The sequence below is a fragment of the Mycobacterium sp. 1245499.0 genome (assembly GCF_001673615.1).
In the GTDB taxonomy this organism is placed as follows: Bacteria; Actinomycetota; Actinomycetes; order Mycobacteriales; family Mycobacteriaceae; genus Mycobacterium; species Mycobacterium europaeum_A.
Genome location: NZ_LZMG01000434.1, coordinates 1 through 11,795, shown reverse-complemented (window position 1 = coordinate 11,795; position 11,795 = coordinate 1). Strand labels below are relative to the sequence as shown.

Below are 11,795 nucleotides of genomic sequence, written 5' to 3'. Positions count from 1 at the left end.
CGCGTTCGGCGGGGCCTGGAACGCATTCACCAAAAACCCTGTGGCGCTGATCGTTTCGGCTCTCGTCTACGGGGTGCCTGGATACTCGGGAGGTTGGCTCATGTCCGTCCTTGCTGTCGGATTTCCAAGTGTGGCGAAGTTTCCTTGAGAAAACGCCCGCGGAACTCGGCAACCGGAACTTAGCAAAGATGGGCCGTGGGTGCCGGGATTGCCGGCTACGGGCCCCCACCCGGCTACGGGGCGCCGCCCCGGCCCGCGTTCAGCGTCGGTGACGCGTTCGGCTGGGCCTGGAACGCATTCACCAAAAACCCTGTGGCGCTGATCGTTTCGGCTCTCGTCTACGGGGTGCTGTTCGGCATCGCGTCCGCCCTGGTCGGCCTGAGTCAAAGCGTGGGTTCCACCACGAACAGCTCCGACGACGACTACTTCACCTTCACCGCGAACCTCAACGGCGGTGGGCTGGCGCTGCTCATCCTCGGCTATCTGGTCGCCTACCTCGTAGGGGCGTTCGCCCAGTCCGCTTTCCTGTCCGGCTGCCTGGATCTGGCCGACGGACGGCCGGTGTCCATCGGGTCCTTCTTCAAGCCGCGCAACTTCGGCACGGTGTTTCTGGCCGCGCTGCTGGTCGGCATCCTCACCTCGATCGCCTCGGCGTTGTGCTTCCTGCCCGGGCTGATCCTGGGGATCTTTGCCCAATTCACCATCCCCTACGCCATCGACCGGTCCGAGCAGCCGATCAAGGCCCTCACCTCCAGCTTCTCCACCGTCACAGCGAACTTCGGCAACGCCCTGCTGGTCTGGCTGGTCGAGGTGGCGCTGTTCTTGGTGGGCTTCCTGGTGTGCGGCGTCGGCCTGCTGGTGGCGGCCCCGGTCGCCTCCCTGTTCGGGATCTACGCCTACCGCAAGCTATCCGGCGGACATGTGGTCCCGGTGCAGCAGGCGGGATACCAGTCCGGTCCGCCGCCCGGGCCCGCGCCGGCCTAGCGCCGCGCGCAGGTCTTTCGATTACGGCCGCGCTCGCCGCGTTTGCGGTGCGCTGCGCCGGGTCGGCGCGTGTGATGGGATCGGCGATTATGAACATCAAAGTGGCGCTGGGGCTCCCCTCCGGCCACACCTTTGATTGGCCTTTGCCGACATGACATTCGGCACCGGCGCACCGGCTGGACCCGGCTCGATGGCGGGCACCGCACGCTATGACGCCGACCGGCTGCTGGCCGGCTACCGCGCCGCGCGCGCCCAGCAAGCGCTGTTCGACCTGCGGCACGGCCCGGCGAGCGGCTACGACGAATTCGTCGACGGGGACGGCAACGTCCGCCCGGCGTGGGGCGAACTGGCCGACGCCATCGCCGAGCGTGGCCGCGCCGGGCTGGACCGGCTGCGCTCGGTGGTGCGCGACCTGATCGACAACGACGGCATCACCTACACCGACGTCGAGCCCGGCGGCCGGGCCCTAGAGCCCAGACCCTGGCAGCTGGACACCCTGCCGATCGTGCTGTCCGCGGCCGACTGGGAGGTGCTCGAGGCCGGCCTGCTGCAGCGGTCCCGGGTGCTCGACGCGGTGCTGGCCGACCTGTACGGGCCGCGCAGCCTGCTCACCGAGGGCGTGCTGCCCCCGGAACTGCTGTTCGGTCATCCCGGCTACGTGCGCGCGGCCAACGGCATCGAAATCCCGGGCCGTCACCAGCTTTTCATGCACGCCTGCGATGTCAGCCGACGACCGGACGGCGCCTTCATGGTCAACGGCGACCGCACCCAGGCCCCGTCCGGCGCCGGGTACGCCCTGGCCGACCGGCGCGTCGTCGCGCACTCGATTCCCGACCTCTACGAACGAATCGCGCCGCGGCCCACGACACCGTTCGCCCAGGCGCTGCGGCTGGCGCTGATCGACGCCGCACCCGATGACGCCCAGGACCCCGTGGTGGTGGTGCTGTCGCCGGGCATCTACTCCGAGACCGCGTTCGATCAGGCCTATCTGGCCACCCTGCTGGGTTTCCCGATGGTGGAAAGCGCCGACCTGGTGGTGCGCGACGGCATGTTGTGGATGCGCTCGCTGGGCACCTTGAAACGCGTCGACGTGGTGCTCCGCCGGGTCGACGCCGACTACACGGATCCGCTGGACCTGCGCGCCGACTCCCGGCTCGGGGTGGCCGGTCTGGTGGAGGCGCAGCACCGCGGGACGGTGACCGTGGTCAACACCCTGGGCAGCGGGATCCTGGAAAACCCTGGGCTACTGCGCTTTCTGCCCGCCATGGCCGAGCACCTGCTGGCCGAAACCCTGCAGCTGCCCACCGCGCAGGTCTATTGGGGCGGCATCGCCAGTGAACGCTCACACCTGCTGGGCAAGCTGTCGTCGTTGTTAGTGAAGTCCACCGTCGGCGCGGAAACCATTGTCGGCCCGGCGCTTTCGTCACACCAGCTGAGCCGGTTGGCCGCGCGCATCGAGGCGATGCCCTGGCAGTGGATCGGCCAGGAGCTGCTGCAGTTCTCGTCCGCGCCCACCGACCACGCCGGCGTGCTGTCGTCGGCGGGCGTCGGCATCCGGCTGTTCACCGTCGCCCAGCGGGGCGGTTACGCGCCGATGATCGGCGGCATCGGTTATGTGCTGGCCCCCGGGCCGGCCGCGTATGTCTTGAAAACCTCTGCGGCGAAGGATGTCTGGGTGCGGCCCACCGAGCGGGCACACGCCGAGGCGATCAGCCTTCCGACGCCGGAGGCACCGGCGAAGACGGCCGCGGGCACCTGGGCCGTCAGCTCACCACGCGTGTTGTCCGACCTGTTCTGGATCGGCCGTTACGGTGAGCGAGCGGAAAGCATGGCGCGGCTGCTCATCGTCGCCCGCGACCGGTTCCACGTCTACCGCCACCATCAGCAGAGCGAGGAAAGCGAATGCGTGCCGGTGCTGATGACGGCGCTGGGCCGCATCACCGGCACCGACATCGCGGCCGACAGCGACGGCGACCACGCCGAAATGATCGCCATCGCCCCGTCCACGCTGTGGTCGCTCACCGTCGATCCGCACCGGCCCGGCTCCCTGGTGCAATCGGTGGAGGGTCTGGCGCTGGCGGCGCGGGCGGTGCGCGACCAGATGTCCAACGACACCTGGATGGTGCTGGCCGGCGTGGAGCGCGCGCTGGCGCTGAAAAGCGAACCGCCGGAATCGCTTTCGGAGGCCGACGCGCTGCTTACCGGGGCGCAGACCCAGACGCTGGCCGGCATGCTGACGCTGTCGGGGGTGGCCAACGAGTCGATGGTGCGCGACGTGGGCTGGACGATGATGGACATCGGCAAGCGGATCGAACGCGGGCTGTGGCTGACGGCGCTGCTGGGGGCCACCCTGACCGTGGTCCGCGGCGCCGCGGCCGAACAAACCATCATCGAGTCCACCCTGGTGGCGTGCGAGTCCTCGGTCATCTATCGGCGCCGCACGGTGGGCAAGGTCAGCGTGGCCGCCATGGCCGAACTGATGCTGTTCGACGCGCAGAACCCGCGGTCGCTGCTGTACCAGGTGGAGCGGTTGCGGATCAACCTCAAGGACCTGCCCGGCTCCTCGGGCTCGTCGCGCCCGGAACGGCTGGTGGATGAGATCGGCACGCTGCTGCGGCGGTCCCATCCCGCCGAGCTGGAACGGGTCAGCGACGACGGCCGCCGCGCCGAGTTGGCGGAGCTGCTCGATGCGGTGCATGTCGAGCTGCGCAACCTGGCCGAGGTCATCACCACCACCCAGCTCACGCTGCCCGGTGGCATGCAACCACTGTGGGGTCCCGGCGTACGTCGGGCGATGCCGGCCTAGCCGGACGACGATGCGGCCTAGCCGGCGATCGCCGCGGGTCCCCTGGCCTCCGAGGTGATCTCGTCGATCACGGTGTGGATGAACTTCATCTTCTCCAGCACCGCGGCCGGCAGCACGAACGGGTAGAGGTCGTCGTGGCCCATCGAACGGTTCACCATGTTCAGCGACCACGACAACGGCAGCCACATGTCGATGATCGTCTGAAAAGCGCTGGGCCCCAAGACCGGCCGGTCGAAGGTCGCCGTCGCCGGTGCGAATCCGCACCACGCCGAGGTGTCCAGCGCGTCGCGGATGTGCAGGTAGTGGGCGAACGTCTCGGCCCAGTCCTCGGCGGGATGCATGGTCGCATACGACGACACGAAGTCGTCCTGCCATCCCTGCGGCGGGCCGTCGCTGTAGTGGCGGTCCAGCGCCGCCTGGTAGTCGGCGTCGGGATCGCCGAACAGCTCGTTGAACTGCGCCAGGTAGTCGCTCGACGGGGCGATCAACCGGTAGAAGTAGTAGTGCCCGATCTCGTGGCGGAAGTGCCCGAGCAGGGTGCGGTAGGGCTCGTCCATCTCGACCCGCAGCTGCTCGCGGTGCACGTCGTCGCCTTCGGCCAAATCCAGTGTGATGACGCCGTTGTCGTGTCCGGTCATCACCTTCTCCTTGGCGCTGGACAGCAGATGAAACGCCAGGCCCTGCTGCGGATCCTCGTCGCGGCCGATGATCGGCAGCTTCAGCTCGTGCAACTCGACGATCAGCCGGCGCTTGGCCGCCTCGGCCCGGGCGAACTCGGCCAGCCCGGCGGTGTCGGCGTCGTTGGGGCGCACCGTGGTCAGCGAGCACGACTCGCACAGCCGGCCGTAGTTGTTCTTCGGCACCAGCCAATTGCACTCGGCCAGATGCAGGTTGCCGCACAGCTGGTACTCGTCGGCGTCCACGGCGCCGGCGTGCTCGCCTTCGTTGCCCCGGGCGATCACCAGCAGTGCCATCTGGTTGAGGGAGAAGCCCAGTGCGCTGCCGCACGACAGGCACGCCGAATTCTCGAATGCCAGACGCTGACCGCAGTTGGGGCAGTGGAAATCACGCATAAAGCACATCACCTTCGAAAGGCACCACGTCGACGGCGACGTCGATCACGCTGTGTTCTGAGTTGGTATAGATGATCCCCCGCAGCGGCGGGACGTCGGCGTAGTCGCGTCCCCGGCCCACGACGATGTAGCGCTCGTCGACCATCTGGTCGTTGGTGGGATCAAGCCCCAGCCACTCGAATTGGCCTGCCTGCTGCGGTGTCCACACCGCCGCCCAGGCGTGGGTGGCGTCGATGCCGATCATTCGATCCTTTCCGGGTGGCGCGTCGGTGGCCAGGTATCCGGAAACGTAACTGGCCGCCAGACCGTTGGCTCGCAGGCAGGCGATCGCCAGCCTGGCAAAGTCTTGACATACCCCTTCCCGGGCGGCCAGAACCTCTTTGACTCCGGTGGAAATCGTTGTCGATCCCGACCGGTAGGTGAAGTCGGTGAAGATGCGCGACGTCAGATCCCGCAGCACCTCGATCAAGGGACGGCCGGGGGTGAAGCTGGACGCCGCGTAGTCGCGGATCTCGTCGGTGATCTCGGGCGGATTCAGGTCCAGGGTGAACTCGGTCGCCAGCGCCCCGCTGCGTCCGACCGGACGGGCCGATTCCCACGGTTGGGCCGCCGGCCCGGCGCCGTACAGGTCCGGGCCGGGCGGGTAGACGTCGACGATCGAATCGCTGGTCACCTTCAGGGCGCGGTGCGGCTCGGTGACATGGAAGTAGGAGCTGACGTTGCCGTAGCTGTCCTCGCTGGTGGAGCTGTCGCCGGGGGCCGGCTCGATCATCAGCCGGTGCGCGACGCAGCGCTGCCGCAGCGAGTCGCGCGGGGTGAGGAATCCGCGACCGTAAGAGCTGGTCACGACGTCGGAGTAGCGGTACTCGGTGCGGTGGGTCACCCGATGGCGACGGGCGGCCCCGCCGCCGTGTCCGCCTGGTTCTGCTGGCAAGCGCGTCCTCCTGTCCACCGCTGATCTCATCACATGCCGCCCGCTCGCGTGGGGTCCGCAGACCGCGCGGTTGGCCACCGTTTGCCGATCCGGCGGCACTCACGCCAAAACGGGAGCACAATCGTGTTGTGGCCACGTGGGGCGAGGTCGCCCGCATCGTTGGTGAGCTGGCACTCACCTCCGAGCCGTCACCGCACGACTGGCGGGTCGGCAAGAAGTTGCTGGCCTGGGAGCGGCCGCTGCGGCCGTCGGAACGTGAGGCGCTGGAACGCAACGGTCTCCCATCCCCGCAGGGCGACATCCTCGGTGTCCGGGTGTCCGACGAGGGCGTGAAGTTCGCGCTGATCGACGACGAACCGCGGATCTACTTCACCACCCCGCATTTCGACGGCTATCCCGCGGTGCTGGTCAACCTGGCCGAGATCTCGGTGCGCGACCTCGAGGACCTGATCACCGAGGCGTGGCTGACCCAGGCCCCGCGCAAGTTGGTCCAGGAGTTCCTGGCCGACTCGCGCTGAATCGCTCACACGGTTCGAAGGTCGATGACCCGTTGCAGGTCATCGACGCAGGCGCTGACGACGTCCGCGAGGATCACCTGCGCCTTCTCCCGCGCCCCGGACTGCAGTTGCGCGGCGTGGTGGCGCGCCGAGGCCGTGTACGCGCACGCGCCCGCGGGGTCGGGATCGGCCAGCGCGGTCGCCGCCGCCAGCACCACCAGCACGGTGTGCACGGACTGCGGCAGGCGCCCGCGCCCGCCGTCTTCACCGGGTGCGACGGCGCGGACCAGCTGGAGCACCGAACCGGCCAACAGCGCCACGTGCACAGCCTGATGGTCGGCCGCCGAGATCGCCTCCCGCAGCCCCCAGCGCCGCGGCGCGATGGTGACGACGTGACGCGCGGTGGTGCGCGCCTCGAGCAGCCCGCTGAGCTGTTCGTGCACCCGGTCGACGGCCGCCAGCGGCCAATCCGGCGGCGGCGCCTTGCGTCCGGCGGCGACGTCCGCCGCCCGCGCCATTACGTCGTGCAGCACGCCGAGCACCCCGACGCGTGCGTTGCGCAGCACCTTGCGCGGGTCTGCGGGGAACAGCAGGACGGCGAAGACGATGGCCACCGCACCACCGATCAGCGCGTCGAAGATACGTTCAAACCCGACGCCGCCGCGGTACAGCGCCAGCACCAGGATCGCCGACACCACCGTCTGGTTGGCGAACATCATCCCGTGCCCGATGAAGCCGCCCCCGATGAACACCGCGGCGCCCAGCGCCACCACGGCGGCGACCCCGATGGGCACGTCCCCCGGCCCGAGCAGGCCCTGCACCAGCGAGCCCACCCCGATACCCAGGGTCACCCCGATCATCATCTGGATGGCGCGCTGCGCCCGGAGCACGTTGCTGGTCGACAACGACACCGCGGCGGCGATCGGCGCGAAGAACGGCTGCGGGTGCTGCAGGACGTCATGGGCCAAATACCAGGACAGGCCCGCGGCCACCGCGGTCTGCACCAGGTTGAACCAGACCGTCCGCAGCCGCTTACTGCCGGCACGCGCGACCGCGGCAACCAACGAGGGCGCCGCCGGCCGCGAAGTGCCCACCGGCTAGGTCCGGATTAACTCGAACAGCGGGATCACCCGGCTGGTCTTGGCCTGGTACTCGGCGAAGCCCGGCGCGACGGCGGTGACCTTGTCGAAGAGCGCGGCGCGCTCGTCGGCGGGCAGCTCGCGCGCGGTCACGTCGAACGCTTGCACCCCCTGCGGGGCGCCGACCTCGACCCGCGCCTGGGGGTTGGCCCGCAGGTTGTGCACCCAGGCCGGGTCCTTGGGCGCGCCGGCGAAGGAGCCGATGATGATGAGCTTGCCGTCGATCTCGAAATAGGCCAGCGGCGACACCCGGGGCTGGCCCGACTTGGCGCCGGTGGTGTGCAGCAACAGCAGGCTGGCGCCCTCGAACTGGCCGCCGACCTTGCCGTCGTTGGCCCGGAATTCGTCGATGATGCTCTTGTTGAATGCGTTGACGTTCTCGGCGTCAGGGGTTTGAGTCATGCCCGGTCAACCTTGCCCGGCTCGGCGTCTATTCCGCTCGACAAACACCCGGACACGGTAATGGGTTTTGACGGCGGCTGAAAGCCGCCGATGAAACGGCGACCTCACGGCCAGGCCGAGGCAAAGGTGATCACCAGGACATCGCGCTGGGCCGGCATCGAGCCGTCGATCGGCCGGATCGGGGACACTCCGTGCAGGGTGCGACGGTCGTCGCCCAGCAGCAACGCGCCGGGATCGGCCAGCGTCGTCACCAGCAGCTCTCGGCCGTCGGCGTCGCACACCGTGCTCTCGCCGCCGCTGGCGTTGCGCCGCCCCACCAGCAGGGAGCTGACCAGGGTGACGCCGTCGCGGTGCATGCCCTCGGGCGTCGGGCGCCCGCCCTGCTCCATCGAGGACAGGGTGCGAAACGGATGCACCTTGACGTTCCAGTTCACGACGTCGTCCAGGGCCGACGCGACCCGGGACAGTAGCCCGATCACCTTGTACAGCAAGGGATCCCCGGCGAACGCGGCCGTCAGCGGCTCAAACTCGCGCTGCCTGCCGACGTAGAGGGGGTTGGAGTCCTCCGGCTGCACGAACGTGTGCTCGGGAATGGGGCGCAGCGCCCCGTCACGAAACGAGTACTGGCCGTAGCGACGCAGCCGCCGCACCCCCAACTCCGCCGCGTACGCGTCGGGCGCCAGCCGTTCCCAGTGCCGGGCGAACCGCTTCCAGTCCTCACGCCCCGCACCCAGGCTTCGCTTCACCTCGACGGCGGGCAGCAGCGCGGCTCCGGCCATGGCAACCTGCTGGGCCGCGGCGGCCACCGGGTCGGCGTTCGCCCGCTGCACGGAAAGAATGCGGGTCACCGCGCGGGGATACCGCACCGGGCGAGCCGCAAACCCGCTCGCCTTCGGGGTAACGCTGCCGGGCCGGGCGCATCTCGGGCAGGATATGCAGCATGGCCGATCAACCCGAGGTGCGCAGCGACAAAATCACCGTGCCGCAACGCATGGACGCGAACCACGTGCGCGCGCTGGCGATGCAGAAGGCGCAACACAAGGTGAGGCGGGGCCACCGGGTGTCCGATCTGGAACTCGGTGACAGCAGCCCAGTTGGCGGCCAAGACGTGGAGTGGTCTTACACCTACCGAGTGGTATAGGCGCCGCTAACCGCGCCCGGGCTTGGCGTCTATCCCGGACTCCTTGCGCTGCTGCGCGGTGATCGGCGCGGGCGCCTCGGTGAGCGGGTCCACGCCGCCGCCGGTCTTCGGGAAGGCGATCACCTCGCGGATCGAGTCGACGCCGGACAGCAGCGCGTTGATCCGGTCCCAGCCGAACGCGATCCCGCCGTGCGGGGGCGCACCAAAGGTGAACGCCTCCAACAGGAATCCGAACTTCTCCTGGGCCTCGGCGTGGTCCAGGCCCATCACCGCGAACACCCGTTCCTGGATGTCGCGGCGGTGGATACGAATCGACCCGCCGCCGATCTCGTTGCCGTTGCAGACGATGTCGTACGCGTCGGCGAGCACGTTGCCGGTATCGGTCTCGATGTCGCCCTCGTGGCCGGGCTTCGGCGAGGTGAACGCGTGATGCACGGCGGTCCACGCCCCCGAGCCGACGGCCACGTCACCCGCGGCGGTCGCGTCGTCGGCCGGCTCGAACAGCGGCGGGTCCACCACCCAGACGAACGCCCAGGCGCCCGCGTCGATCATTCCCAGCCGGTGGGCGATCTCGCCGCGCGCGGCCCCCAGCAGCGCCCGCGACGGCTTCGGCGGACCGGCCGAGAAGAAGACGCAGTCGCCCGGCTTGGCCCCGACATGGGCGGCCAGGCCGTCACGTTCGGCGTCGGACAGGTTCTTGGCGACCGGACCCCCCAGCGTGCCGTCGTCGGCGATCAGCACGTAGGCCAGTCCGCGGTGACCGCGCTGCTTGGCCCACTCCTGCCAGCCGTCCAGCGTGCGCCGCGGCTGTGATGCCCCACCGGGCATCACCACCGCACCGACATACGGCGCCTGGAAGACGCGAAATGTGGTGTCTTTGAAGAACTCTGTGCAGTCGACCAGCTCGAGGCCGAAGCGCAGGTCGGGCTTGTCGGAGCCGAATCGCCGCATCGCGTCGGCGTAGCTGATCCGTGGGATGGGTCTGGGAATCTCATACCCGATCAACGCCCACAGCGCGGACAGGATCTCCTCGGAGATGGCGATGATGTCCTCGGCGTCGACGAAGCTCATCTCCATGTCGAGCTGGGTGAACTCCGGCTGGCGGTCGGCGCGGAAATCCTCGTCGCGGTAGCAGCGGGCGATCTGGTAGTAGCGCTCCATGCCGGCCACCATCAGCAACTGCTTGAACAGCTGCGGACTCTGCGGCAGGGCGTAGAACGAGCCGGGGTGCAGGCGGGCCGGCACCAGGAAGTCGCGCGCGCCTTCGGGGGTCGAGCGGGTGATCGTCGGGGTTTCGATCTCGACGAAGTCATGCTGGGCGAGCACCGACCGTGCCGCGGCATTCACCTTGGAGCGCAACCGGATTGCCTCGGCCGGCCCGTCGCGGCGCAGGTCCAGATAGCGATACTTGAGCCGCAGCTCCTCGCCGGCGGGCTCGTCGAGCTGGAACGGCAGCGGCGCGCTCTCCCCCAGCACCGTCAGCGACGTGGCGTTGACCTCGATGTCGCCGGTGGCGATCTCGGGGTTGGCGTTGCCCTCCGGGCGGATCTCGACCACACCGGAGACCGCGACGCAGAACTCGGCGCGCAACCGGTGCGCCTGGGCCAGCACGTCCTCGGCGCGGAACACCACCTGGGCGATCCCCGAGGCGTCGCGCAGATCGATGAAGATGACGCCTCCGTGGTCGCGGCGGCGGGCCACCCAGCCCGCCAGCGTCACCTGCTGCCCGGCGTCGCTATTCCTCAGCGAACCCGCGGCATGACTGCGCAGCACAAAAGACTCCTCTTCACCCGGCCAGAACGAGTGCCCAGTCTAAAGGAGGTAATTTCGGTGGCATCGCCACAGACGCTGCTACCAACATCGCCCTGGTCGGTCCCGGCGCCGTCGGCACGACGGCCGCCGCCCTGCTACATCGGGCCGGCCACTCCGTCATCGTGTGCGGGCGCACCCCGCGCGACGTGATCGAAGTGCGACCCGACGGCGCCGACCCGATCGTCGTGCCGGGTCCCGTGCACACCGATCCGGCCGAGGTGACCGGGCCGGTGGACGTGGTGTTGCTGGCCGTCAAGGCCACCCAGACCGAGGCGGCGGGCGGCTGGCTGGCCCGGCTGTGCGACGTCCACACCATCGTCGTGGTGCTGCAAAACGGTGTGGAGCAGGTCGAACAGGTGCAGCCGCTGTGCCCGCAATCCCCCGTCATCCCCGGGATCGTGTGGTACTCGGCCCAGATGCAGCCCGAAGGCTGGGTGCGGTTGCGCACCGAACCGGCCCTGGTGCTGCCCAGCGGGCCGTCGGCGGAGGCCGTCGCCGAGCTGCTGCGCGACGCCGGGTGCCGGGTGGACTGCGACCCCGACATCATCACCGCGGCCTGGCACAAGCTGCTCACCAACGCCCTGGCCGGCTTCATGGCACTGGCGCGCAGGCGGTCCGGGATGTTCCGCCGCGACGACGTCGCCGCCCTGGCGCGCCGCTACGTCGCCGAATGCCTGGCCGTCGCGCGGGCCGAGGGCGCCCGGCTGGCCGACGGCGTGGTCGACGAGTTGGTGGACATGTTCCGCAACGTCGCCGAGGACATGAGCACCTCGATCCTGACCGACGCCGAACATCAGCGGCGGATGGAATGGGACATCCGCAACGGCGTGATCATCCGCAAGGGCCGGGCCCACGGCCTGGCCACGCCGATCAGCGACGTGATAGTGCCCTTACTGGCCGCGGCCAGCGACGGCCCCGGCTAGATTGATTTCATGTTCCCCTGCGAGCGCGTGGATCTGAACTTCATCGACTCGGCACCGTTCGTCTTCAGCAACAGCGTCGACCTG

General features: G+C 69.1%; 11 protein-coding genes and 1 pseudogene. 6 read left to right on the top strand and 6 right to left on the bottom strand.

Annotation, left to right across the window (positions count from 1 at the left end):
• The first annotated feature begins 195 nt into the window (after positions 1 to 195).
• Complete coding sequence (locus A5646_RS26940) at positions 196 to 984, top strand: hypothetical protein (RefSeq protein ID WP_231998484.1); 789 nt, start codon at positions 196 to 198, stop codon at positions 982 to 984.
• A gap of 190 nt (positions 985 to 1,174) precedes the next feature.
• Entirely contained in the window at positions 1,175 to 3,790 is a 2,616-nt protein-coding gene (locus A5646_RS26935; protein WP_156752906.1) for a circularly permuted type 2 ATP-grasp protein, read from the top strand.
• Positions 3,791 to 3,807: 17 nt separating this feature from the next.
• On the opposite strand, the gene A5646_RS26930 is transcribed toward A5646_RS26935, so the two are convergent.
• Together A5646_RS26930 and A5646_RS26925 are read right to left on the bottom strand one after the other, a co-directional pair.
• Positions 3,808 to 4,863: a putative zinc-binding metallopeptidase gene (locus tag A5646_RS26930; protein WP_066863539.1), complete on the bottom strand. Its 1,056-nt coding sequence runs from the start codon at positions 4,861 to 4,863 to the stop codon at positions 3,808 to 3,810.
• Entirely contained in the window at positions 4,856 to 5,827 is a 972-nt protein-coding gene (locus tag A5646_RS26925) for a transglutaminase family protein (protein WP_082984867.1), read from the bottom strand. Before A5646_RS26925 ends, A5646_RS26930 begins: the two co-directional genes overlap by 8 nt.
• Before the next feature lie 98 nt (positions 5,828 to 5,925).
• On the opposite strand from A5646_RS26925, the gene A5646_RS26920 reads away from it, so the two are divergent.
• A complete protein-coding gene (locus A5646_RS26920) occupies positions 5,926 to 6,315 on the top strand; it encodes an MmcQ/YjbR family DNA-binding protein (RefSeq protein WP_066863545.1) in 390 nt (129 codons plus the stop codon).
• Between the two features lie 5 nt (positions 6,316 to 6,320).
• Here A5646_RS26920 and A5646_RS26915 read toward each other — a convergent pair whose 3' ends face one another.
• From A5646_RS26915 to A5646_RS26905, 3 genes are all read right to left on the bottom strand, one after another.
• Positions 6,321 to 7,388 carry an aromatic acid exporter family protein gene (locus A5646_RS26915; protein ID WP_066878118.1) on the bottom strand — a complete coding sequence of 356 codons (1,068 nt, stop codon included), beginning with the start codon at positions 7,386 to 7,388 and terminating at the stop codon, positions 6,321 to 6,323.
• Positions 7,389 to 7,391: 3 nt separating this feature from the next.
• A complete protein-coding gene (locus A5646_RS26910; RefSeq protein ID WP_066863551.1) occupies positions 7,392 to 7,835 on the bottom strand; it encodes a nitroreductase family deazaflavin-dependent oxidoreductase in 444 nt (147 codons plus the stop codon).
• A gap of 104 nt (positions 7,836 to 7,939) precedes the next feature.
• Positions 7,940 to 8,614 carry a 2OG-Fe dioxygenase family protein gene (locus tag A5646_RS26905; RefSeq protein WP_066863574.1) on the bottom strand — a complete coding sequence of 225 codons (675 nt, stop codon included), beginning with the start codon at positions 8,612 to 8,614 and terminating at the stop codon, positions 7,940 to 7,942.
• Between the two features lie 161 nt (positions 8,615 to 8,775).
• Between A5646_RS26905 and A5646_RS26900 the strand changes: the two genes are divergently transcribed.
• Entirely contained in the window at positions 8,776 to 8,976 is a 201-nt protein-coding gene (locus tag A5646_RS26900; protein WP_066878116.1) for a hypothetical protein, read from the top strand.
• A 6-nt stretch (positions 8,977 to 8,982) separates the two neighbouring features.
• Here A5646_RS26900 and aspS read toward each other — a convergent pair whose 3' ends face one another.
• Complete coding sequence (aspS, locus tag A5646_RS26895) at positions 8,983 to 10,749, bottom strand: aspartate--tRNA ligase (RefSeq protein WP_066878115.1); 1,767 nt, start codon at positions 10,747 to 10,749, stop codon at positions 8,983 to 8,985.
• A gap of 62 nt (positions 10,750 to 10,811) precedes the next feature.
• On the opposite strand from aspS, the gene A5646_RS26890 reads away from it, so the two are divergent.
• Both A5646_RS26890 and A5646_RS30205 read left to right on the top strand, forming a co-directional pair.
• The gene (locus A5646_RS26890; RefSeq protein WP_197498168.1) at positions 10,812 to 11,711 is read left to right on the top strand and encodes an oxidoreductase; all 900 of its coding nucleotides are present in this window, start codon (positions 10,812 to 10,814) and stop codon (positions 11,709 to 11,711) included.
• Positions 11,712 to 11,720: 9 nt separating this feature from the next.
• Positions 11,721 to 11,795, top strand: a pseudogene (locus A5646_RS30205) (SRPBCC family protein); the annotation flags it as partial.

Coding starts and splice junctions, on each gene's coding strand:
- A5646_RS26935 (WP_156752906.1), top strand. CDS start 1,175: ATGGCGGGCACCGCACGCTATGACGCCGACCGGCTGCTGGCCGGCTAC.
- A5646_RS26925 (WP_082984867.1), bottom strand. CDS start 5,827: ATGAGATCAGCGGTGGACAGGAGGACGCGCTTGCCAGCAGAACCAGGC.
- A5646_RS26900 (WP_066878116.1), top strand. CDS start 8,776: ATGGCCGATCAACCCGAGGTGCGCAGCGACAAAATCACCGTGCCGCAA.
- A5646_RS26905 (WP_066863574.1), bottom strand. CDS start 8,614: ATGGCCGGAGCCGCGCTGCTGCCCGCCGTCGAGGTGAAGCGAAGCCTG.
- A5646_RS26910 (WP_066863551.1), bottom strand. CDS start 7,835: ATGACTCAAACCCCTGACGCCGAGAACGTCAACGCATTCAACAAGAGC.
- A5646_RS26930 (WP_066863539.1), bottom strand. CDS start 4,863: ATGCGTGATTTCCACTGCCCCAACTGCGGTCAGCGTCTGGCATTCGAG.